Here is a 23,758-nt window from a genome sequence, read left to right as displayed (position 1 = left end):
CTGCGCACTATCCGCGCAAACGCGCGCCATAAGCTCGAGCCATGCGGTCCACGAGGGTCTGGATCGCCTGATCAACCGTCTCGTCCTGCAAGGTTCCGGCCGCATCCTGGAGCGTCACGCGAAACGCGAGGCTTTTCTCGTGGGCGGACAACCCACCAGAAGTATTTGATTTTGCACGAAATTCATCGAAGAGCGCAACCTTCTGGACAAACTTGCACGCATCCTCCGCAAGCACTTTGTCGATCTCGTCGAAGAGCGCTTGCACTTCGACCTGTTGGTCGACGACAACCGCGATATCACGCCGCACCGGCGGGAATTTGGAGACTTCGGACAGTGCTGGCAGCGCCCGCGGCACGAGCGCATCGGCGTCGATCTCGAACATGACCGGCGGATGAGGCAGCTCGTACTTCTGCATCAAACGAGGATGCAGCTCGCCGATCCAACCGACCGCCCGGCCATCGAGTTCGATCCGCGCGCTGCGCCCCGGATGCAGCGCCGGATGCTCGGCCTTCACGAAGCGCGCCACGGCCGGCGCGAGCAGCGCCTCGAGATCGCCCTTCACGTCGAAGAAATCCACCTGACGCGTTGCCGCGCCCCATTGCTCGTCGAGCACCGGGCCGTAGGCCAGTGCGCCGATACGCTTGGGCTGCGCATAACCAGCAAGCGCCAGCTCGCCCGCCTGCGCGGCCGGCTCCGCCGCGAACACGCGCCCCGCCTCGAATACCCGCACGCGATCCGCACGGCGGTTCAGGTTATGGCGCAGCACGCCAACGAGGCTGCCGAACAGCGTCGAGCGCATCACCGACAGCTGACTCGCGATCGGATTCAGCAGCCGCACGGGATTGGCGTTGCCGGCGAAATCGCGCTCCCATTCGTCATCGACGAAGCTGAAATTGACGGTTTCCGCGTAATCGCGCGCGGCAAGCGCGTGGCGAAGCGCGTGAATCGAGCGGCGCGTCTCGTCGGTCGCACGCATCTCGTTTCTCGCGATGGGCGGCCGCGCGGGAATATTCTCGAAGCCATGAATGCGCGCGACCTCCTCGATCAGATCCTCCTCGATCTCGATGTCGAAGCGGTGCGGCGGCGGGCTCACGCGAAACACGTCGCCGTCGCGCTCGAACGCAAGCCCCAGGCGCGTGAAAATCTGCGCGACTTCATCGGCACCGATCTCGACGCCGATGATCTTGTTCGCGCGCGACACGCGCATCGACACCGGCGCGCGCTGCGGCACGTTGATGACCTGGTCGTCGACCGGGCCCGCCTCGCCGCCGCAAATGTCGAGAATCAACTGCGTGATCCGCTCGAGATGCTCGGCGGTCGTCGAGTAATCGACGCCACGCTCGAAGCGGTGCGCGGCGTCGGTCGAGAAGTTGTACTTGCGCGCCCGGCCGCGGATGCTGTCCGGCCACCAGAACGCGGCTTCGACATAGATGTTGGTCGTGTCGAGCGTGACGGCCGTGCTGTCGCCGCCCATGATGCCCGCGAGGCTCTCGACCTGCCGCTCGTCGGCAATCACGCCGACCGTCTCGTCGAGCTCGACCGTATTGCCGTTCAAGAGCTTCAGCGACTCGCCGCGCTTGCCCCAGCGCACGTCGATGCTGCCGTGAATCTTGTCGAGATCGAACACGTGCGACGGGCGGCCAAGCTCGAACATCACGTAGTTCGAAATATCGACGAGCGCGGACACGCTGCGCTGCCCCGAGCGTTCGAGACGCTCGACCATCCATTGTGGCGTTTTCGCGCGCGCGTTCACGCCGCGGATCACGCGGCCGGAGAAGCGGCCGCACAGATCGGGGGCGGAAATCGTGACGGGCAGCGTCTCGGCAAGCGCCACCGGAGCCGGACGAATCTCGAGCGCCGTGAGCGGCGCGCCGGTGATCGCGGCTGTCTCGCGCGCGATGCCGAACACCGACAGGCAATCCGCCTTGTTCGGCGTCAGCTTGATTTCGAAGATCGTGTCGTCGAGATTCAGCGCGTCGCGGATGTCCTGGCCGATCGGCGTGTCTTCCGGCAGGATCATGAGGCCGCTGTGATCCTCGGAGAGCTTGAGTTCGCGCGCCGAGCACAGCATCCCCTGGCTTTCGACGCCGCGCAGCTTCGACAGCTTGATCGCGAATGGCGCGCCGCCGTCTTCGGCGGGCGGCAGCTTCGCGCCGACCAGCGCGACCGGCACCTTGATGCCGGGCGCGACGTTCGGCGCACCACAGACGATCTGCAGCGCCGTGCCGGTGCCCGCATCGACCTGACAGACGTTGAGCTTATCGGCATCCGGATGCTTGACCACCTCGAGCACGCGGCCGACGACGATTTTCTCGGTCGGCGGCGCCGCGCGGCGCTGCGATTCGACCTCGAGCCCCGCCATCGTCAGCGCATGCGACAGTTCGTCCGTCGTCAGTTGCGGATCGACAAAGGTTCTCAGCCAGGATTCAGGGAATTGCATGGAAGTCCACGTTCGAAACAGGTTGGATCGAGGCCCGGCGCGGCATTCGGCGCGGTCCGCCGGGCGCGGAGCGAGGCGGTCGCGCGGGTCAGGCGAATTGCCGCAGGAAACGCAGATCGTTCTCGAAGAACAGACGCAGATCCTGCACACCGTAGCGCAGCATCGTCAGCCGCTCGAGGCCGCTGCCGAACGCAAAGCCGATGTAGCGCTCGGGATCGAAGCCCATGTTGCGGATCACGGTCGGATGCACCTGCCCCGAACCGGAGATCTCAAGCCATTTGCCCGCGTTCTTGCCGTGCTCGAACATCATGTCGATCTCGGCCGACGGCTCGGTAAAGGGAAAGTACGACGGGCGAAAACGCACGAGAATATCGTCGCGCTCGAAGAATTTCTTCAGAAAATCGGTGTAGACGCCTTTTAGATCCGCGAAGCTGACGTTCTCGTCAATCCACAGCCCTTCGACCTGGTTGAACATCGGCGAGTGCGTCGCGTCGCTGTCGACGCGATACGTGCGGCCCGGCGCAATCACCTTGATCGGCGGCCGGTTCATCCGCGCGTAGCGGACCTGCATCGGACTCGTATGGGTACGCAGCAGCAGCGGACGGCCGTCGGCGTCCTTGCCGTCGATGTAAAACGTATCCTGCATCGAACGCGCTGGATGGTTCTCCGGGCTGTTCAGCGCAGTAAAGTTGTACCAATCCGTTTCGATCTCGGGGCCGTCGGCCACGTCGAAGCCGATCGAGCGGAAAATCTGCTCGACGCGCTCCCAGGTGCGCATCACCGGATGCAGGCTGCCCGTGCCCGCGCCGCGGCCGGGCAGCGTGACGTCGATCGCCTCGGCGGCAAGACGCTGATTCAACAGCGCATCGGCGAGCGCTTGGCGGCGCGCGTTGAGCGCGGCCTCGACCTGCTGCTTCGCGACGTTGATTCGCGCGCCTTCCGCCTTGCGCGCGTCGGGATCGAGCTTGCCGAGGTTCTTCAGCCGCTCGGTCAACACGCCCGACTTACCGAGGAAGCGCGCCTTTTCGTTCTCGAGCGTGGTGATATCGGCAGCCCCTTCGAACGACTGCTTCGCATCGGCGACAATCTGATCCAGATCCATTGGTCCCTTCACTTCCCACGTCAAGGGTTCAGCGCGCATCCGCGACGACACGAAAGCGCCCGACCCAACAAAAAAGGGGCTCGGAAGAGCCCCGTTTTCGCTGCAGCGGCCGAGATTACCGGAGCATCGCTGCAACTGACCACGCAGTGCTAATCTCGCAATTAGGCTGCAACGGCGGCTTTCACCTGCTTGACGATCGCGGCAAAAGCAGCCTTGTCGAACACCGCCATGTCGGCCAGCACCTTGCGGTCGAGTTCGATCGACGCCTTCTTCAGGCCGTTGATGAACACGCTGTAGGTCATGTCGTGCTGACGCACGGCCGCATTGATACGCGTGATCCACAGTGCGCGGAACACACGCTTCTTGTTGCGGCGATCGCGATACGCATACTGGCCCGCGCGCATCACCGCCTGCTTGGCGATGCGGTAGACGTTATTGCGGCGGCCGCGATAACCCTTGGCCAGGTTGATGATCTTCTTGTGGCGGGCCCGTGCGGTTACCCCACGTTTGACTCGAGGCATGTTTCTCTCCTGTGAGTATCGGTTGAGGGCTTACGCGAACGGGAGCATCGCGCGGACGGAGTTCAGATCGGAATCATGAACTGCCGTGGCGCCGCGCAGATGGCGCTTGTTCTTCGTGGTTTTCTTGGTCAGGATGTGGCGCTTGAAGGCTTGACCGCGCTTGACGGTGCCGCCCGGACGCACCACGAAGCGCTTGGCAGCGCTCTTCTTGGTCTTCATCTTAGGCATGACGAACAACTCCAGTTTATTTGATGGAGATGGGTGTGCGGTTGGCTCTTCGCCCCTGACCCGCCCTTCGAAACCCAGTCCACTTGTGTACGGCGCGCTGCAAGCAGCCGCCGTCGTTTCTAGCGTGCCGCCCCGACAGGGCGACACGCCGAACCACTGCAAAGCCGCGCGCATGTCGCGCGCAGGCCGGTTACTTCTTCTTCTTCGGCGAGAGCACCATGATCATCTGGCGCCCTTCCATCTTCGGCATCTGCTCGACCTGGCCCACTTCCTCGAGATCGGTGCGCAAACGCTCGAGCATGCGCATGCCGATTTCCTGGTGAGCCATTTCGCGGCCGCGGAAACGCAACGTGATCTTCGTCTTGTCGCCTTCCTCGAGGAAGCGCACGAGGTTGCGAAGCTTGACGTTGTAATCACCGTCATCGGTACCCGGGCGGAATTTGACTTCCTTGACCTGGATGACCTTCTGCTTCAGCTTCGCCTCATGCTGCTTCTTGGCTTCCTGGTACTTGAACTTGCCGTAATCCATCAAGCGGCAAACTGGCGGAACCGCCTGCGGCGCGATTTCCACCAGATCAACATCCAGTTCCTCCGATTTACGGAAAGCATCGGCGAGCTTTACGATACCGAGCGGTTCGTTCTCGATTCCGACCAGACGCACTTCCGGCGCAGTAATTTCACCGTTGATGCGATGCGACGACTTATCAGTAGCGATGTTACGTTTCCTCTAAAAATTAAAAAAACGAGCCGCGCTGCCAGGGCGGTTACTTGAACGCCTGGATTTCTCCACGCAGGCGCTCAACAAAGGCCTCGACCGGGAGAACCCCCAGATCGACGCCGCCACGGGCACGCACGGCTACCGTTTGCGCTTCACGCTCCTTATCGCCTACGACGAGCAGGTAGGGAACTTTTTCGAGCGTGTGCTCGCGTATTTTATAGCTAATTTTCTCGTTGCGCAAATCAACCGACGCTCTAACCCCTTGTTTTTGCAATGTTTGAGCAACAGATTGCGCATATTCAGCCTGACTTTCAGCGATATTCAGCACAACCGCCTGCACCGGGGCAAGCCAAATCGGCATTGCACCAGCATGGTGCTCAATCAGAATGCCGAGAAAACGCTCCATCGAACCGACAATCGCCCGATGCAGCATCACCGGCCGGCGGCGGCTATTGTCCTCGGCGACGTACTCCGCGCCGAGCCGCTCCGGCAGCAGCATGTCGAGCTGCAGCGTGCCGCACTGCCACGAACGGCCAAGCGCGTCCTTGATGTGGTACTCGATCTTCGGGCCATAGAACGCGCCCTCGCCCGGCAGCTCCTCCCACTCGAGGCCGCACGCCTTCAGCGCGTTGCGCAGGCCTTCTTCCGCGTGATCCCAAGTCTCGTCCGAGCCCATCCGCTGCTCCGGACGCAGCGACAGCTTGATGTCGATGCGCTCGAAGCCGAAATCGTCGTAGACGCTCATCGCAAGCTTGTTGAACGCGATCGCCTCGGCATTGATCTGGCCTTCCGTGCAAAAGATGTGCGCATCGTCCTGCACGAAGCCGCGCACGCGCATCAGCCCGTGCAGCGCGCCCGACGCCTCGTTGCGATGGCACGAGCCGAATTCCGCGTAACGCAGCGGCAGATCGCGGTACGAACGCAACCCGTGCTTGAACACCTGCACGTGCCCCGGACAGTTCATCGGCTTGATCGCGTAGTCGCGCTTCTCCGACTCTGTCGTAAACATGTTGTCGCGATAGTTCTGCCAATGGCCCGACGCCTCCCACAGCGAGCGGTCCATGATCATCGGCGTCTTGATCTCGAGATAGCCCGCGTCATTCAGCCGGCGGCGCATGTACTGTTCGACCTGCTGCCACAGCGTCCATCCCTTCGGATGCCAGAACACCATGCCGGGCGACTCTTCCTGAATATGGAACAGATCGAGCTGCTTGCCGAGCTTGCGGTGATCGCGCTTTTCCGCCTCTTCGAGCATGTGCAGATACGCGTCCTGGTCTTCCTTTTTCGTCCACGCGGTGCCGTAGATCCGCTGCAACTGCTCGTTCCTCGAATCGCCGCGCCAGTACGCGCCCGCCACCTTCATCAGCTTGAAGACCTTCAACTTGCCGGTCGACGGCACGTGAGGGCCGCGGCACAAATCGGTGAAGCCGCCGTGCGAATACAGTTTGATCTCGTCGCTCGACGGAATCGATTCAATGATCTCGGCCTTGTATTTCTCGCCGATGCCCCGGAAGTACGCAACGGCCTCGTCGCGCGACACGACGCGGCGCGTGACCGGTTCGTCCTTCTTCGCGAGCTCCTGCATCCGCTTTTCGATCTTCTCGAGATCCTCCGGCGTGAAAGGCCGGCTGTACGAGAAGTCATAATAGAAACCGCTGTCGATCACGGGGCCGATCGTTACCTGGGCTTCCGGATACAGTTCCTTGACCGCATAGGCGAGCAGGTGGGCCGTCGAGTGACGGATGATGTCGAGACCGTCCGCATCCTTGTCCGTGACGATCGCAAGCGATGCGTCGCGATCGATCAGCGCGGACATATCGACGAGTTCGCCGTCCAGCTTGCCGCCGAGCGCAGCCTTCGCGAGGCCGGGACCGATCGACGCCGCGACTTCGGCGACCGTCACCGGATGCTCGTACTGGCGAATCGAGCCGTCGGGCAGGCGTATCGAAACCATATTGGCAATCTCCGTGATGCCGACAGTGAGCGGCGGATTGAGCCGCGCACGAGGAAATGCCCCGAACGCGCGACAAAAAAAATGCGGCCCCGCTTTCGAGGGGCCGCATTCTGATACTTCAAAACCACAAGGCGAAAACGTTCCTCGACTAGCGCCGCTCCGAATGAATTTCGGTCAACGTTCGCGGTGTCATAACCGTATTCGCCTTTTGCGATGTGTCATTGGTAGGCTCGATTGGATTCGAACCAACGACCCCCACCATGTCAAGGTGGTGCTCTAACCAACTGAGCTACGAGCCTGAAGAAGCTGAGATTATATGGAGCTTTTTTAGGCTTGGCAATAGCTTTCGTGCATTTTGTTCAGAAAAATTCGCACCCCATTGCTATCGCCAGCCGCCCCTCGGCGGCGTTCATGCCTTGCGCGCCGCCCGCACGACGCCCGCCACCTCACCGAGCAACGTGCACGCGCGCTGCACCTGCGACGAACTCGACACTTCGACCGTAAATTGCATGAACGCCGTGTTCCGGCGGCTCTGCGTCTTCACGCCGGTCACGTTCATCTTCTCGCGCGCGAACACTTCGGAGATATCGCGCAACAGCCCCTGCCGGTCGGTTGCCTCGATCATCAGATCGACCGGATAGACCGACACGCCGCGCCCGCCCAGCACGTCGGCGGACCACGTCGTCTGCAGCACGCGCTCGGGCGCGCGTTCGGCCATCCGCCGGAACATCGCGCAATCGCTGCGGTGAATCGACATTCCCTTACCACGCGTGACGAAACCGCTGATCGCGTCCGGCGGTGCCGGACGGCAGCAGCGCGCGAGCTGCGTGAGAAGCGCGTCGACACCGACGACGAGTACGCCCGTCGACGCGCCTTGCGTGACGCTCGCGCCGCTGCTGCGCTTCTCGAAATTCTCGGGCGCTTCGGGCTCGGGCTCCGGTTGCGGCGCATCGGAAAGCGCCTGCTCGACGTTGCGCAGGCTGAACTCTTCCTTGCCGACCGCCGAGAACAGTTCGTCGGACGACTTGAAGCCGAGCTTCGCCGCAAGCTGCTCGAGATTCACCGACGTCTTGCCTTCGCGCTGTAGCGTCTTCTCGACAAGCGCGCGGCCGCGCGCAACGTTCTCTTGCTGGTCGATCAGGTTGAACCATGCGCGCACCTTCTGACGTGCCCGCGCGCTGCGCAGATAACCAAGCTGCGGATTGAGCCAGTCGCGCGACGGACCACCCTCCTTCACCGTGACGATCTCGACCGTCTGCCCGTTCGCAAGCGGCGTGTTGAGCGGCACCATCGCCCCGTCGACGTGCGCGCCGCGGCAGCGGTGGCCAAGCTCGCTGTGCAGGTGATACGCGAAGTCGACCGGCGTCGCGCCCTGCGGCAGCGCGATCACGCGCGCCTGCGGCGTCAGCACGTAGATGTGATCGTCGGCGAGCGACGTTTCGCGCAATTGCGCCCACGCGTCGCGACCGCTCGCCTCGCCGCCGCTTTCCGCGACGTCGTCCTTCCACGCGAGCAGTTGGCGCAGCCATGCGATCTTCTCGTCGTATTTGTCACTCGCCTCGAACTGACCGCCGTAACCGCGCGCGCCCGCTTCCTTGTAGCGCCAGTGCGCGGCAACGCCGTATTCGGCGAAGTTGTGCATCTCCTGCGTGCGGATCTGCACTTCGAATGCGCGGCCGTCGTCGCCGATGACGACCGTGTGCAGCGATTTATAACCGTTCGGCTTGGGCCGCGAGATGTAATCGTCGAACTCCTTCGGCACCGGCTGCCACAGGTGATGGACGATGCCGAGCACCGTGTAGCAATCCTTGATGTCCGGCACGATCACGCGAAACGCGCGCACGTCGTAAAGCTCGGAGAAATCGAGTTCCTTGCCGCGCATCTTGCGCCAGATGCTGTAGATATGCTTGGGCCGGCCGCTCACGTCGGCGTGGATCTGCGCGGCGGCCAGCTCGCGCTCGAGACGCCCGATTGCTTCCGCGACGTATGCTTCGCGCTCGGCGCGCTTCTCGTCGAGCAGTTTCGCGATGCGTTTATAGGTAACGGGGTCCTCGAAGCGAAACGCGAGATCCTCCAGTTCCCACTTGAGCTGCCAGATACCGAGCCGGTTCGCGAGCGGCGCATAGATCTCGAGCGTCTCGCGCGCCAAATCCGGCGGCGGCGCGATCTTCGCGGCGGCGTAGTAGCGCATCGACTGCAACCGCGACGCGAGCCGGATCAGCACGACGCGAATGTCCTGCGCGAACGCGAGCAGCATCTTGCGCAGCGCCTCGATCTGCGCGCGCCGCTGCGCCTGCGCGTCGCGGCCTGCATCGGCCCCCGCATTCTGCGCGGCGCGCAGACTGACGGTGCCCAGGCGCAACAGCTTGCGCACGTCGTTGACGAGTTGCACGACCTCGTTGCCGAAATGCGCGGCGATCTGCGTCTCGGGATCGTTCAAATGCGGCGTCAGCGCGAAGAGCGCGGCCGCGCTCACCGCGGGCGGATCGACGTTCAGCCGCTGCATGATCGACGCCGTGCCCGCCGCATGCTCGACGAGCGGCTCGCCCGACGACAGCCGCGCATCGCCCGCGTGCTCGCGCACGAATGCGAGCGCGTCGTCGAACGACGGCGCCGCAACGGCGGCAGAAGCCGATTCGGCTGTCATTGGCGTGCCCTGCTTCATCGGTACGTCGTATTGCCCAACCACGCGGCTTGGGCTTCAGCTCCGTTGCGCGGCGACGACCACGACTTCGACGAGGCAGGCCGGATCGGCCAGCTTCGCCTCGACGGTTGCGCGCGGCGGCGTCGCGCCCGGCGCGACCCATGCGTCCCACACTTCATTCATGCCCGGGAAGTTCGCCATGTCGGAGATGAAAATCTGCACCGACAGCAGATGCGACTTGTCGCTGCCCGCCTCGGCGAGCAGGCGATCGATATGGCCGAGCACTTCGCGCGTCTGGCCCTTGATGTCCTGGGCGGTGTCCTCAGCGATCTGGCCCGCGAGATAGACCGTGCCGTTGTGGATAGCAATTTCGGAAAGACGGGGGCCGACGTGGTGACGAATGACTGCCATGAGAAATCCCGGTTGGAAAGTTGATCGAAACACGGCGCGGCCCGCATCCGGATGAACCGCGCACGCTGACGGCCAAGCTGCGCCGAACCGCATATTATGACGCGTGCCGCGCTTATGCGATGAAGAATCGACGCGCAATCGCAATTTGATCGGCGCTCACGAACGCCGGCGCATGGCCCGCTTGCGCGATCTCGACGCTCGACACCTCGCGCCCGCGCGCCTTCATCGCAGCCACCGTCTCGCTCGACAGCAAATCCGACTGCGCGCCGCGCACGACCAACAGCGGGCCGCCGAACGCTTCGAGTGCACACCACAGCAGCGCTTCGCCTAGCGCATTCGCCTCGGGCGTCGCGGCGGCGAACGGCTCGACGATCCGCGGATCGTAGCGTGTGCGCCAACCGCCGTCCGTGTCCTGCTTGAGCAGCGGCCGGTTGATCTCGCGCCACTCGTCAGGCGTGAGCGGGCCGAACGGCAGCGACAGCGAAGTCAAATAATCGACCCCTTCCTGCTCGGTCGCAAAACGCTTGTCGAGCCCGAGATATTCGCCGATCCGCGCCAGCGCCGGCGGCTCGATATGCGGGCCGATATCGTTGACGAGCATCCTGCCGATCGGCGTGCCCGGCAACCCGCCAAGCGCGAGCCCGATCAAGCCGCCCATCGACGTGCCGAACCAGTCGACCCGTTCGACGTCGAGCCGCGCGATCAGCGTCACCATGTCGGCGACGTATTGCGGTATGCCGTAGAGCTTCGGGTCGGCCAGCCAGTCGGAGCGGCCACGCCCAACGACGTCGGGACACACGACGCGGTAGACATCGGCGAGCGCCGCGGCAAGCCGGTCGAAATCGCGCCCCGAGCGGGTCAGGCCGTGCACGCAGACGAGCACGCGGGGATTGTCCGGCTCGCCCCATTCGGTATAGGCGACATGGTGCAGACCCACGGGGCTCGCGCATTGGACACGGCGCTCGCGAGGCCGCCGCAAAGAGGAAGGGGCAAGGTTCGATGACATCTGCGCATCCTGACGAACAATCGGCATGAAGAACGCCCGTCGCGCCGAAGGAGACGGGCCACCGGGCACACGGATCGATTGTAATCCGCGTTGCGCCGGCTTGATCCGCAGATCGGCCATTCGGCCGATGCGGCACGTTGCGCCCCCCCCCGTCGACGCCCTTCATGCGAAGCCTGACGTCATTCATACCGGCATGAGCCCCCTTTGCCGGCCACAGCGGCAATGTCAACCGCAAGCGAGCGCGCGGCCGTCCTGGGCCAGCACGGCCGCGCACAGCAAAACGCCCCGCGTTTTACGGCATGGGCCGGCGGCCGGGTTTCAGCGCATGCCCGCCAGGCAACGGCTACTCGGCAACACAAACAAGACTGCCGCCGCACCGCGCCGGCCGCCCACCATATCCACTACGCGAACGCGCTCACGTCGAGCGGCGCGCCGGTTTTCGCCTGGATCTCGTCGACGCTCACGCCGTCGGCCAGTTCGACGAGCTTCAGCCCGTCCTTCGTCACATCGATCACGCCAAGATCGGTGATGATCCGGTCGACGACGCCAACGCCCGTCAACGGCAGCGAACATGTATCGAGAATCTTGTGCTGGTCGCCCTTCGCAACATGTTCCATCAATACGATCACGCGCTTGACGCCCGCGACGAGATCCATCGCGCCGCCCATCCCCTTGATCATCTTGCCCGGGATCATCCAGTTCGCGAGATCGCCGTTCTTGCTGACCTGCATCGCGCCGAGGATCGCGAGGTTGATGTGGCCGCCGCGAATCATCGCGAACGAATCGGCCGACGAGAAAATCGACGAGCCCGGCAGCGTCGTCACGGTCTGCTTGCCCGCGTTGATGAGATCGGCGTCGACTTCGTCCTCGGTCGGCGACGGCCCGATGCCGAGCAGACCGTTCTCCGATTGCAGCCAGACTTCGATGCCCGCCGGCACGTGATTCGCGACGAGCGTCGGCAACCCGATACCGAGATTCACATAAAAACCGTCCTGCAGTTCCTGCGCCGCGCGCGCGGCCATCTGATCACGATTCCAAGCCATCTCAGTCTCCTTTCGCGCGCACGACGCGTTGTTCGATGCGTTTTTCCGGCGTCGCATTGAGTACGAGCCGCTGCACGAAGATGCCCGGCGTATGGATCTGATCCGGATCGAATTCGCCGTTCTCGACGATCTCCTCGACCTCGGCGACCGTGATGCGCCCCGCCATCGCGCACATCGGGTTGAAGTTGCGAGCGGTGCGGCGATAAATCAGATTGCCCGACTTGTCGGCCTTCCACGCCTTCACGAGCGCGACATCGGCGGTCAGCGACGGCTCCAGCACATACTGCTTGCCGCCGAACTCGCGCGTCTCCTTGCCTTCGGCGATCACGGTGCCGTAGCCCGTCTGCGTGAAGAACGCCGGGATGCCCGCGCCGCCCGCGCGCAGCTTTTCGGCAAGCGTGCCTTGTGGCGTGAATTCAAGCTCGAGTTCGCCGGCCAGATACTGACGCTCGAATTCCTTGTTCTCGCCGACGTATGACGAAACCATTTTCTTGATCTGCCGGGTTTCGAGCAGCAGGCCAAGACCGAAGCCGTCAACGCCCGCATTGTTGCTGATACAGGTAATACCCTTCACGCCGGAATCGCGCAGCGCGGTGATCAGCGCCTCGGGAATCCCGCACAAGCCGAAGCCGCCCACCGCAAAGGTCTGTCCATCGCTCACGATGCCCTCGAGCGCGGCAGCCGCACTGGGGTAGATTTTGTTCATCTGTGTCCCTTCCTCTATGGAAAACGGTTCGACGGCTCATGCGGCGCGCCCGTCCGCCTGCTCCGTCACACCACATTCTAGGCACGCGCGGCCCATGCTGCCGCGATGCGCTTGTTCTCATCGCCGCAGCCCGAGAGCCGCGACCTGCCCGAAAGGGTACGATGCGCTCGACATGGGGCACAATACGCAAAAATGCATAAGTGTTCACCGTAGCCCGCACGGCGTCCCGCCACCGCCCACCCGCTTCCATGCCTGCCATCGACTATCAGACCGCATTCCACCTCGCGCCGATCGGCCTCGTCCTGTCTCGCGACCGGGTGATCGAGGACTGTAACGACGCGCTGGCCGCCATCTTCCGCTGCGCGGCGCGCACTGACCTGATCGGGCAATCGTTCGAAGCGCTCTATCCGTCGTCCGACGAGTTCGAGCGGATCGCGGAGCGGATCGCGCCGGCAATGATCGCGCACGGCAGCTACGCCGACGACCGAATCATGAAACGCGCAAGCGGCGAACTATTCTGGTGCCACGTGACGGGCCGCGCGCTCGAGCGCACCGCGCCACTTGCCGCCGGCGTATGGACATTCGAGGATTTGAGCGCGACGCGGCGAGTCGCGATCGAGCTTACGCCGCGCGAGCGAGAAATCGCCGCACAGCTCGTGACAGGCAAAACGAGCAAGCAAATCGGCCGCCTGCTCGACATCAGCTCCCGCACGGTCGATATCTACCGCGCACGGCTGATGCGCAAATACGAAACGGGCAATACAGCCGAGTTGGTGCAACGCCTGCTCGGGCGGTAAGCGGCCCGCAAAATCGGCCGCAGCAGCGGAAAAAGAAAACGCAAAACAACCGGACCGCCATTAGCCGCGGTCAAAATTCGAAAAATAATGGAATCGGCCTATCCCATTATTCATCTCAAATTAATTCACATCCAAAATTCAATAATCCCATCTCTGAAAACCGATTCAATCAAAATTCGGGTCTACACTTTTCCGCGGAATTTATTTACCCTTATGCCCGGTAACCAGACCTAGAACAAGCGCACAGTAATATCAGACGAAAAGCAATGCATCTGCATTGTCCGGGTAATAATATTTAATAGATAGTTGAACGAGGATGCCAACCTTTCTGCCGGACGCTTCGACCGCGTCCATCCTTCGATCGGACCGACTCGCGATCCGGTGGCGCCGCTTCGCGGCTGACGCCGGACTCAGCCGTGCCATGCCTGCGGCAGGACCGCCGGCATGGCGCGCGGATATCGCGCAACGCTGAGCGACGAAGCAACCGAACAGTCGAGCAATCACGCGACAAAAGCGACCGTGCGTCAGCGCGGGGCCGCGGCATGTTTTCTCGCATAAATCAAACAACAACGATTTTCCAATCAACTACAACCAAACCTTAAGACCAGGTGCTTTCATGATTATCGCGAGAATAAGACCCTTCCTCCTTATTTTGATATTGGGTTTGATTGGCTGCCGCTCCTCTTTCGCCCAAACCAATACGCCGGTAACCGGAGTCGATGTAGGCGGCGAAATCCTCGATATTATCAATCAGAACTCCAAGAACCCGACACAAGCCATCAATAACTATATGGCTGGCATTGCGGCAATGAACGTGCGCTGGGTCCGTATTCATATCAATTGGGCAAACATCCAGTTGGCGAAGACCTGGATCATCCCCGGCGACCCCAATCCCGGCCCGACCAGCGGCCTATACTGGGGCGTCACGGACGCCGTCGTCCGGGCCGCCCGGAACAATGGCCTGCGAATTCTCGGCGTGATCACGTCCACGCCAAAATGGGCAGTCGGCGCGCAATGTCCGAGCAGCTATCGCAGCGGCATGTACACGCTGTGCGCGCCCGACCCCACGTCCTATACCAATTTCGCGAAGGCGGCCGCCAGCCACTACGGCAACGACAGCTACGGCGGGCGAATCGACGCATGGGAAATCTGGAACGAACCGAATTGCGGCCCCGACTTCATCCCGCACGATCCCGTGGCGTACACGCAAATTCTGAAAAGCGTCTATCCGGCGATCAAGCAGGTCAATCCGTCCGCTTATGTCTACGCGGGTGGCAGCTCGAGCTGCATCACCGCGCCGAACAACGGCACTGGCGCCCTGCCGGCGAACGGCGTGGCGGGCCTGGTCAATTCCACGAATCCGCAATATCCGGCTCCGGTGCAATGGGAGCCGCGCGATTGGCTGGCCGTTATGTATGCGAACGGCGCGCACGGGTACTTCGACGCGCTCGCCCATCATCCGCACTGCCACAGTGACGACTGGCAGGCGCCAGGCAATCAGTGCCCGAACACCACGCTCAATTCGCAGTACCCGGATTACTCGAACGCGTTCAACATCATGTGGCACACGTTCTCGTCGCCGTCCTATGCGTGGCCGTCGCCCACCGGCAAGACTTTCGCGAGCTACACCGGCACCAGCCTGCGCGACCTGATGAACGCGAACGGCGATGCAGGAAAGTCCATCGCGATCACCGAATTCGGCGCGCCGACCACGGCGTCGGACGGCGCGACCAATTTCACCGGCCAACTGGGCGGCAGCCCGCAGCAATATACGAACGCCAATTTTCAGACGATGGCGCCGCCGTACCTGACGCAAGCCAATCAGGCGCGCGAGTACCGGGAGTTGATGGCGTGGATCAGCAATCAGCCCTATGGCCAGTACGGGCCCGTGTATGCGTATTCGTATTCGGACATGGCCCTGTCGTCGCCGTACAGCGGGGATATCTATGAACCGTATTTCGGCCTGGTGACGATCACCTCGTCGACGGGCGCGACAGGCACGGTGGGCGCGCCCAAGATCGCCGGGACGTACCAAGCCACGTCGAGCCCTTACTATCCGGCGTGGCCCAACTTCGGCGCCGCCGCCAAGGCGGCCGCCAGCCAGACGCCGGGTTACGCGCCGGTTGGTCCGGGTTGGTAAACATCTCGAAACATCGAGGCAAAGGCGGGCAGCCGCACGCGCGGCGCTCGCTGCCTTGCATGCACTAGCCGGCGGCATTCGCGGGAACCCGCCACGCTTGCCGCTTGATCGACGCAAATGCCGCCCCGCAAGCCGGAATCCCGCCGCATGCTGGGCGGCAAGCGCCGACGAACGGACGAGCGCCGGTTGCACGAACAGCCCACCGTGCGGCAAATACGCCGCCAGGCCGAAATCAGCGCCCCTCTATTCCCGCTGTTTTCGCCAGCGCGCTTTCGATCATCTGACGCAGCGCATCCGGCAGCGGCACCGATTTACCCAGCGCGTAATCGATCCACACACAGCGTGCATTGCCGCGCGCGTACAGGTGCTCGGGATCGTCCGCGCGGGTCAGTTCGAAACCGGTGTCGAAGCTGCTGCGCCCGGGCTTTGCCGCCGACATGCGCGCCACCACATCGCCCGGATAGTGCAATTGCTTCAAAAACTCCATCGACGCATTGACGATCACGGGCCCCTGCCCCTCGCCGTTGCCGCCTGCGATGCCGAGGGTCTCGAACCACGAGATTCGCGCCTGCTCCATGTAGCGGAAATAGACCGTGTTGTTCACATGGCCGAAGGCATCCATGTCGCCCCAACGAATCGGCATCGACATCTCGAAAACAGGGGTGTAATCGCTCATTGCACGCTTCTTTTCTACAAAATGACTATCCGGCGGGGCGCCTGCTCACGCGAGCCCGTGACCGTCGTCGGCCGAAATGATCGAGCCGTTGATGAATTGCGATTCGTCGGCCGCGAGCAGCAACAGCAGACCGTCGAGATCCTGAGGCTTGCCGACCCGCCGGCGCGGCAACGCCGACTGCAGCTTCTGGCCCTGCTCGGTTTCCCACAGGTAATGATTGATCTCGGTATCGATATAGCCTGGGCAGATCGCATTCACGTTGATCCCGTAGCGCCCCCATTCGAGCGCCATCGCGCGCGTCATGTGGACGACGGCCGCCTTGCTCATCGCATAGAGGCCGATTTGCGCAAACGGCCGCAAACCCGCCACCGACGCGATGTTGATGATCCGGAACGCCGGCTTCCCATTGCCGCTGCCCGCGCGCATGATCATTCGCTTGGCGACTTCCTGCGCGACGAAGAAGGCGCCGCGCGTGTTCGTATCGAATACATATTCGAAATCGGCGGGCGTCACGTCGACGAGCTTCTGCATCGTCGATACGCCCGAATTGTTGACGAGGATATCGATCGTGCCCGCCTCGGTTTCCGCATGCGCGACGGCCGCCTTGATGCTTGGATAGTCAGTGACGTCGAGCGACACCACATGCGCGGCACCGCCCGCCGCCTCGATCTCCGCGCGCAGCTCCTTGAGCCGTTCGACGCGGCGGCTCGCGAGCACCACTTTCGCGCCCGCCTGCGACAGCACCTGCGCAAAACGCTGGCCGAGGCCGCTCGATGCGCCCGTGACGAGCGCAACTTTTCCTTCCAGATTGATCGATCGGCCCATGCCGACTCCTATTGTTTTCAATGATGCAATGCCGCAACAGTATCATGCGTTCCGGCACGCATCCCAACCTCAAAAATAGAACGATCGTGCTAATCTACAGGTTCGCTGTTGCGGCAAGCGTTTTATTTAGCCGACAATACGGTCCCGAATAAAAGCATTCTAATGGTTAGAGGAGCGTTCATGACCCCCGCAAGCCTCATCGAGCAATACGGCCCTCGCGAATCGATGGAATACGACGTCGTGATCGTCGGCGGCGGCCCGGCGGGCCTGTCGGCGGCCATCCGGCTCAAGCAGCTGGCCGCGGAAAAAGGCACGGAAATCGGCGTCTGCGTGCTCGAAAAAGGCTCGGAAATCGGTGCGCACATTCTGTCGGGCGCAGTGATGGACCCGCGCGCGCTCAACGAGCTGATTCCCGACTGGAAAGCGCAAGGCGCGCCGCTCGACGTCGAGGTGACTGAAGACCGCTTCCTGTTCCTGACCGAGAAAAGCGCGTTCCAGGTGCCGAACTGGGCGCTGCCGGACAACTTCAAGAACCATGGCAACTACGTGATCAGTCTCGGCAACGTCACGCGCTGGCTGGGCCAGCAGGCCGAGGCGCTCGGCGTCGAGATCTTCCCGGGCTTTCCCGCCGCCGAGATCCTGTACAACGACGACGGCTCGGTCAAGGGCGTCGCGACGGGCAACATGGGTATCGGCAAGAACGGCGAGCCGACCGAGAACTTCCAGCTGGGCATGGAATTGCACGCGAAGTACACGCTGTTCGCGGAAGGCTGCCGCGGAAACCTCGGGCGCCAGTTGATCGACAAGTTCAAGCTGAACGCGCAGAGCGACCCGCAAGCCTACGGGATCGGCATCAAGGAGCTGTGGGAGATCGACCCCGTCAAGCACAAGCCGGGCCTCGTGATCCATACGGCGGGCTGGCCGCTGTCGTCCGATACCTATGGCGGCTCGTTCCTCTATCACCTGGACAACAACCAGGTCGTGGTCGGCTTCGTCGTCGGGCTGGCGTACTCGAACCCATATTTGTCGCCGTTCGAGGAGTTCCAGCGCTACAAGACCCATCCGTCGATCCGGCCGTTCCTCGAGGGCGGCAAACGCGTGTCATACGGCGCGCGGGCGATCACGGCGGGCGGGCTGCTGTCGCTGCCGAAGACCGTGTTTCCTGGTGGCGCGCTCGTCGGCGACGACGCGGGCTTCCTGAACGCATCGCGAATCAAGGGCAGCCATGCGGCGATCAAGACCGGGATGCTCGCCGCCGAAGCCGCGTTCGACGCGGTGCAGGCAGGCCGCCAGAACGACGAACTGAACGCGTATCCGGACGCGTTCAAGACTTCGTGGCTGCACACCGAGCTGTACCGCGCGCGTAACTTCAAGCAATGGATGAGCAAAGGGCTGTACCTCGGCACGTTGATGGTCGGCGTCGAGCAGAAGCTGATGAACGGCAACGTGCCGTGGACGCTGCACCATCAGCACGCGGACCACGAAATGCTGAAACCCGCGTCGCAATGTCAGCCGATCGATTATCCGAAGCCGGACGGCAAGCTGACTTTCGATCGCCTGTCGTCGGTGTTTATTTCGAACACGAATCACGAGGAGAATCAGCCGGCGCACTTGACGCTCAAAGACGCAAGCGTGCCGGTGAACGTCAACCTGCACAAGTACGCGGGCCCGGAAAGCCGGTTTTGCCCGGCGGCGGTGTACGAATTCGTCAACGACGAAAATGGCGAGCGACTGGTGATCAATGCGCAGAACTGCGTGCACTGCAAGACCTGCGACATCAAGGATCCGACGCAGAACATCGTCTGGGTCACGCCCGAAGGCGGCGGCGGGCCGAATTATCCGAACATGTAACGCAGGGGCGCACGAACGCGCCGTGTGCCGGGTCCGGCCCCGGACTTGGGCGTCCGGCCCCGGCATTCAAACGAAACGGGCGCCTTTGGGCGCCCGTTTTTTTGTACCGCAACCGGCCGGGGCAGCCCCGCCTGCTGCGAGGAGCGAACCGCCCGGCGCGCGCTGCCGCCGTTTCCGCGCGAGGCTTATTTCGTATCCGGCGCGCGGGCCGCAATCTTCGGCGTCGCGGTCGCAACGTCGCCGCACTGTGCGCGGTGGCGCAACGCGTGATCGATCAGCACGAGCGCGAGCATTGCTTCGGCAATCGGCGTCGCGCGAATCCCGACACATGGATCGTGACGCCCGAACGTCTCCACGACAGCGGCCTCGCCCGTCTTCGTAATCGAACGGCGCGGCGTGCGGATGCTTGACGTCGGCTTGATCGCGATCGATACGGTGATGTCCTGCCCGGTCGATATCCCGCCGAGCACACCGCCCGCGTGATTGCCGACGAAACCTTCGGGCGTCAGTTCGTCGCCGTGGACCGAGCCGCGCTGCGCGACGCTGGCGAAGCCCGCGCCGATCTCCACGCCCTTCACCGCATTGATCCCCATCATCGCGTGCGCGATGTCGGCATCGAGCCGGTCGAAAAGCGGCTCGCCCCACCCGGCCGGCACGCCGGACGCGACGACGTCGATCCGCGCACCAATCGAATCGCCGTCTTTGCGCAACTCGTCCATATACGCCTCGAGTTGCGGGACGATGTCCGCATTCGGCGCGAAAAACGGATTCCCGCGCACGTGCACCCAATCGACGAACGGAATCTCGATCCCGCCCAGCGCGCTCATGTAGCCACGAACCTCGACGCCGAAACGCTCGCGCAGCCATTTCTTCGCAATCGCGCCCGCGCCGACGACGGGCGCGGTCAATCGCGCGGACGACCGGCCGCCGCCCCGGTAATCGCGCACGCCATACTTCTGCCAGTACGTGTAGTCAGCGTGGCCTGGGCGGAAAGTCTCCGCGATATTGCCGTAGTCCTTGCTGCGCTGATCGGTATTGCGAATCAATAACGCGATCGGCGCGCCTGTCGTCACGCCGTCGAACACGCCCGACAGAATTTCGACTTCGTCGGGCTCCTGGCGCTGCGTGACGTGCCGCGACGTGCCGGGCTTGCGACGGTCGAGTTCGAGCTGCACGTCGTTTTGCGAGAGCGCGAGGCCCGGCGGGCAACCGTCGACCACGCAGCCGATCGCGGGGCCATGCGACTCGCCGAAGGTCGTGACAGTGAAAAGCGTACCGAGGGTATTGCCGGACATAATGCCGTCCAAAAGAAAGAAATTCGCGGAAACCGTCATTATGCCAGCGGCTCGCGAGCTTGCGCCGCGCATGGCCGTAACGAGCGGCTGGCTCCGCGCACGGCCGCGGACCGCCGTGCACGCTTTGCGCCATCAAAACGAAGCAAACCGTGCCTGTTTGCGCGCCTACTTGCGCGCACCGCGCAGCGCGGCCACCGCCTCCTGCAAAGCCTGTGGCGTTGCCGCCGCGGCAGGAATCGGTTCGCCGACCGCGAGCGTCAACCGGCTCATCACCCCACGCCTGACGGGACGCGGCCAGTGCGCATCCTCATGCCGCGAAAACACGCTGCCCCACAACCCGCGCAACGCCATCGGCAGAACGGGCACGCTCACGCGCTGCAGGATCTCGGTGAGCCCGTGATGGAATGGGTTGATCTCGCCCGTTCGCGTGAGCTTGCCTTCCGGAAAAATGCAGACGAGTTCGCCTTCGCGCAGCGCGGCCTCGCACGCATCGTAGGCACGCTCGAGCAATGCCGGATCCTCGTGGCGCGGTGCGATCGGTATCGCCTTCGCATGACGAAACGCCCAGTTCGCGACGCGCGTGTGGAAAATCCGGTGATCCATCACGAAACGGATCGGTCGCGGACTTGCCGCCGCAAGCACAAGCGCGTCGACATAGCTCACATGATTGCACACGAGAAGCGCCGCGCCTTGTTCCGGCAGCCGCTCCGGATGCACCAGACGGATGCGGTAAAACGTGTGCACCAGCACCCATGCAACGAAGCGAAGCAGAAATTCCGGCACGAGCGAATAGATGTAGCCCGCGACGATGACGTTCAACAGCCCGGTCACCAGAAAAATGCCCGGAATGCTGACGCCCGCCTTGGTCAGCAACATCGCCATCAATGCCGACACGATCATGAACAGCGCATTGAGGATATTGTTGGCGGCAATGATCCGCGCGCGATGCGTCGGCGCGCTGCGGCTCTGGATCAGCGCGTAGAGCGGCACGCTATAGAAGCCGCCGAACATCGCGAGCAGAAACAGATCGGCGAGGATGCGCCAATGCGCGGCAGCGCCGAGAAACTCGCCGATCGTCAACAGATGCGCTTGCGCCGGCAATGCGTGGCTCGCGAAGTACAGCTCGATCGCGAACGCGCTGATGCCGAGCGAGCCGAGCGGCACGAGCCCGATTTCCACGCGCCGCCGTGACAATCGCTCGCACAATAGCGAGCCCAAGCCGATACCGATCGAGAAGGTGGCGAGCAGCACGGTGACGACGTCCGGATTCGCCGACAGCACATCCTTCGCAAAGCCGAAAAACGACGTGAGGAATGTCGCGCCGACAAACCACAGCCACGAGATGCCGAGCAGGCTGAGAAACACCGTGCGGTTCTCGCGCGCGAGCCTCAGGTTGCGCGCCGTCTCCGAGAACGGATTCCAGTTGATCATCAGATCGGGCTGCGGCGCGGGCGTGATCGGCACGCAAGCCGCCGCGCCGCGCCCGGCGACCGCGATGGCCACGCAGCTAACGGCGAGCAGCCATTCGCCGCGCCCCGCGATACCCGCCGCCGCCCCGCCGATGATCGTGCCGATCAGGATGGCGACGAACGTTCCCATCTCGACCAATCCGTTGCCGCCGACGAGTTCGCGATCGCTCAAATGCTGCGGCAGGTATGAGTATTTGACGGGCCCGAACAGCGTCGAATGCATGCCCATCATGAACGTGCATAAATAGAGCAGCGGCGCGCTATGCGTGACGAAGCCCGCCGCGCCGATTGCCATCAGCACGATCTCGAACGATTTCACGAAACGCGTGAGCCGCGCCTTATCGTATTTATCGGCGATCTGGCCCGCCGTTGCCGAAAACAGCACGAACGGCAAGATGAAGACCGCCGAGATCAGGAACGCGGCCGTTTTCGGATCGACGCCGCTGAATTTCGCCGTCTGATACGTGACGAGCGACGTGAAACCGATTTTGAAAACATTGTCGTTCAGCGCGCCGAGAAACTGCGTCGCGAAAAACGGCGCGAAACGGCGCTCGCGCAACAGATCGAACTGCGACGCGTGCGTGCGGCGCGGCTCACGACGCGCAGCGGATACCACCGACGGATCACTCATACATAAAAACGCCCGCTCGACGCATCGATACGATCGCGTAAGCGGGCGAATGAAAATAAACGGAAATGCCGGGCCGGCTGTGCGGCGCACCCGGCCGCGGCCGGCACGCGCGTCGCACGAAACTCAGCTCGCCAGCGGCTTGTGTTCTTCGCCGTCGGGCTCCGGCCAGTCGCGGATATAGGCCTTGAGCATCCGGTTCTCGAAGCTCTGCGCCTCAACCACCGTTTTCGCGACGTCGTAGAACGAGATCACGCCCATCAGCACCCGCTTGTCGAGCACCGGCATGTAACGCGCATGGCGCTCGAGCATCATCCGGCGCACTTCGTCGAGATCGGTCTCCGGCGTGCAGGTGAGCGGTTCGTCGTCCATCACCTTGCGCACGAGCGCGTCGCCCAGGTTGCCACCGTTTGCCTTCAAGCGCAGGATGATTTCGCGAAACGTCAAAATCCCGACGAGATCGCCGTATTCCATGACGACGAGCGAGCCGATATCGTGCTCGGCCATCGTATCGACCGCACTGCGCAGCGGCGTATCGGGCGTCACGGTGAAAAGCGTGTTGCCCTTGACTTTCAGAATATCGCTGACGCGCATCGTTGTCCCCTATTGCAACTTGCTTCGTGCAAGACTGGCTTTCGATCCTAACGGAAAGCCTGTCAAAAAGAAAGCGCGTGCGCCGCGCCCGGGTCGCAGTTGCAGCCTGGCACGGCTCGCCGCAAAATGAACGGCATGCACGCCGCGCCGTGCGAGGCTCGGTGCGGGCGCGTCGGGCGGGCGCATGGGCCGCAGCGCAGGACCGGGCGTCAGTTCGGAGAAGATGGGGCAAAAGCTCCGGGCAAACGCTCACGCGCGCATTCCGGCCGGCATGGGCGCGGCAGTATCAACTGCTTGCGGCCGCGGCATGGGACCGGAGTAAGTGCCGAAGCACGCACTCCGATCGACACAGGAGATCACGATGACACACTCCGATTCCTCCCCTACCGAGCATTTCGCGAATTTCTCCGAGTTCTACCCGTTCTATCTCGGCGAACATCGCAATCTCGTGTCACGGCGGCTGCACTTCATCGGCTCGCTCGGCGTGATCGGCTGCGTCGCGATGGCGCTCGCCACCGGCCGGTGGGCGTGGCTGCCCGCCGCCGTCGTCTGCGGCTATGCTTTCGCGTGGGTCGGCCATTTTTTCTTCGAAAAAAACCGCCCCGCGACATTCCGGCACCCGCTCTACAGCCTGATGGGCGACTGGGTCATGTTCAAGGACATCTGCACCGGCAAGCTGCCGATCTGACCGGCCGCCCGACGCTGCCTGC

Annotated in this window: 19 protein-coding genes, 1 tRNA gene and 1 pseudogene; 4 read left to right on the top strand and 17 right to left on the bottom strand. The window is 63.0% G+C overall.

Going from position 1 to position 23,758, the window contains the following annotated elements; genetic code table 11:
• Nucleotides 1-7: 7 nt before the first annotated feature.
• From pheT to BSIN_RS02740, 12 genes and pseudogenes are all read right to left on the bottom strand, one after another.
• Nucleotides 8-2,440, bottom strand: coding sequence for a phenylalanine--tRNA ligase subunit beta (gene pheT / locus BSIN_RS02800; protein WP_089339446.1), 2,433 nt, complete (start codon nt 2,438-2,440; stop codon nt 8-10).
• Nucleotides 2,441-2,528: 88 nt separating this feature from the next.
• Complete coding sequence (pheS, locus tag BSIN_RS02795; protein ID WP_059518567.1) at nt 2,529-3,542, bottom strand: phenylalanine--tRNA ligase subunit alpha; 1,014 nt, start codon at nt 3,540-3,542, stop codon at nt 2,529-2,531.
• Nucleotides 3,543-3,703: 161 nt separating this feature from the next.
• Nucleotides 3,704-4,063, bottom strand: a complete 360-nt coding sequence (gene rplT / locus BSIN_RS02790) for a 50S ribosomal protein L20 (protein ID WP_004192938.1) — start codon at nt 4,061-4,063, stop codon at nt 3,704-3,706.
• A 30-nt stretch (nt 4,064-4,093) separates the two neighbouring features.
• Nucleotides 4,094-4,291, bottom strand: coding sequence for a 50S ribosomal protein L35 (gene rpmI / locus BSIN_RS02785; RefSeq protein ID WP_004191477.1), 198 nt, complete (start codon nt 4,289-4,291; stop codon nt 4,094-4,096).
• Between the two features lie 190 nt (nt 4,292-4,481).
• Nucleotides 4,482-5,006 carry a translation initiation factor IF-3 gene (infC, locus tag BSIN_RS02780; protein ID WP_082710295.1) on the bottom strand — a complete coding sequence of 175 codons (525 nt, stop codon included), beginning with the start codon at nt 5,004-5,006 and terminating at the stop codon, nt 4,482-4,484.
• Nucleotides 5,007-5,055: 49 nt separating this feature from the next.
• Entirely contained in the window at nt 5,056-6,963 is a 1,908-nt protein-coding gene (gene thrS, locus BSIN_RS02775; protein ID WP_089339445.1) for a threonine--tRNA ligase, read from the bottom strand.
• Between the two features lie 222 nt (nt 6,964-7,185).
• Nucleotides 7,186-7,262, bottom strand: a tRNA-Val gene (locus BSIN_RS02765).
• A gap of 110 nt (nt 7,263-7,372) precedes the next feature.
• A complete protein-coding gene (locus BSIN_RS02760) occupies nt 7,373-9,610 on the bottom strand; it encodes a RelA/SpoT family protein (protein ID WP_089339487.1) in 2,238 nt (745 codons plus the stop codon).
• 54 nt (nt 9,611-9,664) lie between these two features.
• Nucleotides 9,665-10,018 carry a RidA family protein gene (locus BSIN_RS02755; protein WP_069234599.1) on the bottom strand — a complete coding sequence of 118 codons (354 nt, stop codon included), beginning with the start codon at nt 10,016-10,018 and terminating at the stop codon, nt 9,665-9,667.
• A 112-nt stretch (nt 10,019-10,130) separates the two neighbouring features.
• Nucleotides 10,131-11,137: pseudogene (locus BSIN_RS02750) on the bottom strand (alpha/beta fold hydrolase).
• A 288-nt stretch (nt 11,138-11,425) separates the two neighbouring features.
• Entirely contained in the window at nt 11,426-12,067 is a 642-nt protein-coding gene (locus tag BSIN_RS02745; protein WP_059518574.1) for a CoA transferase subunit B, read from the bottom strand.
• Between the two features lies 1 nt (nt 12,068).
• Complete coding sequence (locus tag BSIN_RS02740) at nt 12,069-12,773, bottom strand: CoA transferase subunit A (RefSeq protein WP_059518577.1); 705 nt, start codon at nt 12,771-12,773, stop codon at nt 12,069-12,071.
• 248 nt (nt 12,774-13,021) lie between these two features.
• On the opposite strand from BSIN_RS02740, the gene BSIN_RS02735 reads away from it, so the two are divergent.
• Together BSIN_RS02735 and BSIN_RS02730 are read left to right on the top strand one after the other, a co-directional pair.
• Nucleotides 13,022-13,570, top strand: coding sequence for a LuxR C-terminal-related transcriptional regulator (locus BSIN_RS02735; protein ID WP_089339443.1), 549 nt, complete (start codon nt 13,022-13,024; stop codon nt 13,568-13,570).
• 616 nt (nt 13,571-14,186) lie between these two features.
• Nucleotides 14,187-15,710, top strand: a complete 1,524-nt coding sequence (locus tag BSIN_RS02730) for a glycoside hydrolase 5 family protein (RefSeq protein WP_173678614.1) — start codon at nt 14,187-14,189, stop codon at nt 15,708-15,710.
• A gap of 232 nt (nt 15,711-15,942) precedes the next feature.
• On the opposite strand, the gene BSIN_RS02725 is transcribed toward BSIN_RS02730, so the two are convergent.
• Complete coding sequence (locus BSIN_RS02725) at nt 15,943-16,386, bottom strand: acyl-CoA thioesterase (RefSeq protein WP_059518586.1); 444 nt, start codon at nt 16,384-16,386, stop codon at nt 15,943-15,945.
• A 45-nt stretch (nt 16,387-16,431) separates the two neighbouring features.
• Nucleotides 16,432-17,211: an SDR family oxidoreductase gene (locus BSIN_RS02720; RefSeq protein ID WP_059518588.1), complete on the bottom strand. Its 780-nt coding sequence runs from the start codon at nt 17,209-17,211 to the stop codon at nt 16,432-16,434.
• 180 nt (nt 17,212-17,391) lie between these two features.
• Between BSIN_RS02720 and BSIN_RS02715 the strand changes: the two genes are divergently transcribed.
• On the top strand, nt 17,392-19,062 hold the full coding sequence (locus BSIN_RS02715; RefSeq protein WP_059518590.1) for an electron transfer flavoprotein-ubiquinone oxidoreductase: 1,671 nt from the start codon (nt 17,392-17,394) through the stop codon (nt 19,060-19,062).
• A gap of 185 nt (nt 19,063-19,247) precedes the next feature.
• Here BSIN_RS02715 and aroC read toward each other — a convergent pair whose 3' ends face one another.
• The 3 genes from aroC to BSIN_RS02700 all read right to left on the bottom strand — a co-directional run bounded on the left by aroC (nt 19,248) and on the right by BSIN_RS02700 (nt 23,048).
• A complete protein-coding gene (aroC, locus tag BSIN_RS02710) occupies nt 19,248-20,357 on the bottom strand; it encodes a chorismate synthase (protein WP_089339441.1) in 1,110 nt (369 codons plus the stop codon).
• A 165-nt stretch (nt 20,358-20,522) separates the two neighbouring features.
• Nucleotides 20,523-22,457: an MFS transporter gene (locus BSIN_RS02705; RefSeq protein WP_089339440.1), complete on the bottom strand. Its 1,935-nt coding sequence runs from the start codon at nt 22,455-22,457 to the stop codon at nt 20,523-20,525.
• A gap of 123 nt (nt 22,458-22,580) precedes the next feature.
• A complete protein-coding gene (locus BSIN_RS02700; RefSeq protein WP_059518595.1) occupies nt 22,581-23,048 on the bottom strand; it encodes a CBS domain-containing protein in 468 nt (155 codons plus the stop codon).
• A gap of 361 nt (nt 23,049-23,409) precedes the next feature.
• Here BSIN_RS02700 and BSIN_RS02695 point away from each other — a divergent pair, with 361 nt between their 5' ends.
• Complete coding sequence (locus BSIN_RS02695) at nt 23,410-23,736, top strand: Mpo1-like protein (protein WP_069234603.1); 327 nt, start codon at nt 23,410-23,412, stop codon at nt 23,734-23,736.
• Nucleotides 23,737-23,758: the final 22 nt, after the last annotated feature.

Origin of the sequence: Burkholderia singularis, assembly GCF_900176645.1 — a bacterium.
Taxonomy (GTDB): Bacteria; Pseudomonadota; Gammaproteobacteria; order Burkholderiales; family Burkholderiaceae; genus Burkholderia; species Burkholderia singularis.
This window is presented reverse-complemented; position numbering and strand designations above follow the sequence as displayed.

Bases quoted from the DNA above. Each gene is read 5' to 3' on its own strand.
- BSIN_RS02760 (WP_089339487.1), bottom strand. From the start codon at position 9,610: ATGACAGCCGAATCGGCTTCTGCCGCCGTTGCGGCGCCGTCGTTCGAC.
- BSIN_RS02755 (WP_069234599.1), bottom strand. From the start codon at position 10,018: ATGGCAGTCATTCGTCACCACGTCGGCCCCCGTCTTTCCGAAATTGCT.
- BSIN_RS02705 (WP_089339440.1), bottom strand. From the start codon at position 22,457: ATGAGTGATCCGTCGGTGGTATCCGCTGCGCGTCGTGAGCCGCGCCGC.
- BSIN_RS02700 (WP_059518595.1), bottom strand. From the start codon at position 23,048: ATGCGCGTCAGCGATATTCTGAAAGTCAAGGGCAACACGCTTTTCACC.
- BSIN_RS02720 (WP_059518588.1), bottom strand. From the start codon at position 17,211: ATGGGCCGATCGATCAATCTGGAAGGAAAAGTTGCGCTCGTCACGGGC.
- aroC (WP_089339441.1), bottom strand. From the start codon at position 20,357: ATGTCCGGCAATACCCTCGGTACGCTTTTCACTGTCACGACCTTCGGC.
- BSIN_RS02730 (WP_173678614.1), top strand. From the start codon at position 14,187: ATGATTATCGCGAGAATAAGACCCTTCCTCCTTATTTTGATATTGGGT.
- pheS (WP_059518567.1), bottom strand. From the start codon at position 3,542: ATGGATCTGGATCAGATTGTCGCCGATGCGAAGCAGTCGTTCGAAGGG.
- pheT (WP_089339446.1), bottom strand. From the start codon at position 2,440: ATGCAATTCCCTGAATCCTGGCTGAGAACCTTTGTCGATCCGCAACTG.
- BSIN_RS02715 (WP_059518590.1), top strand. From the start codon at position 17,392: ATGACCCCCGCAAGCCTCATCGAGCAATACGGCCCTCGCGAATCGATG.
- rplT (WP_004192938.1), bottom strand. From the start codon at position 4,063: ATGCCTCGAGTCAAACGTGGGGTAACCGCACGGGCCCGCCACAAGAAG.
- BSIN_RS02735 (WP_089339443.1), top strand. From the start codon at position 13,022: ATGCCTGCCATCGACTATCAGACCGCATTCCACCTCGCGCCGATCGGC.
- BSIN_RS02695 (WP_069234603.1), top strand. From the start codon at position 23,410: ATGACACACTCCGATTCCTCCCCTACCGAGCATTTCGCGAATTTCTCC.
- BSIN_RS02745 (WP_059518574.1), bottom strand. From the start codon at position 12,067: ATGGCTTGGAATCGTGATCAGATGGCCGCGCGCGCGGCGCAGGAACTG.
- rpmI (WP_004191477.1), bottom strand. From the start codon at position 4,291: ATGCCTAAGATGAAGACCAAGAAGAGCGCTGCCAAGCGCTTCGTGGTG.
- BSIN_RS02740 (WP_059518577.1), bottom strand. From the start codon at position 12,773: ATGAACAAAATCTACCCCAGTGCGGCTGCCGCGCTCGAGGGCATCGTG.
- BSIN_RS02725 (WP_059518586.1), bottom strand. From the start codon at position 16,386: ATGAGCGATTACACCCCTGTTTTCGAGATGTCGATGCCGATTCGTTGG.
- thrS (WP_089339445.1), bottom strand. From the start codon at position 6,963: ATGGTTTCGATACGCCTGCCCGACGGCTCGATTCGCCAGTACGAGCAT.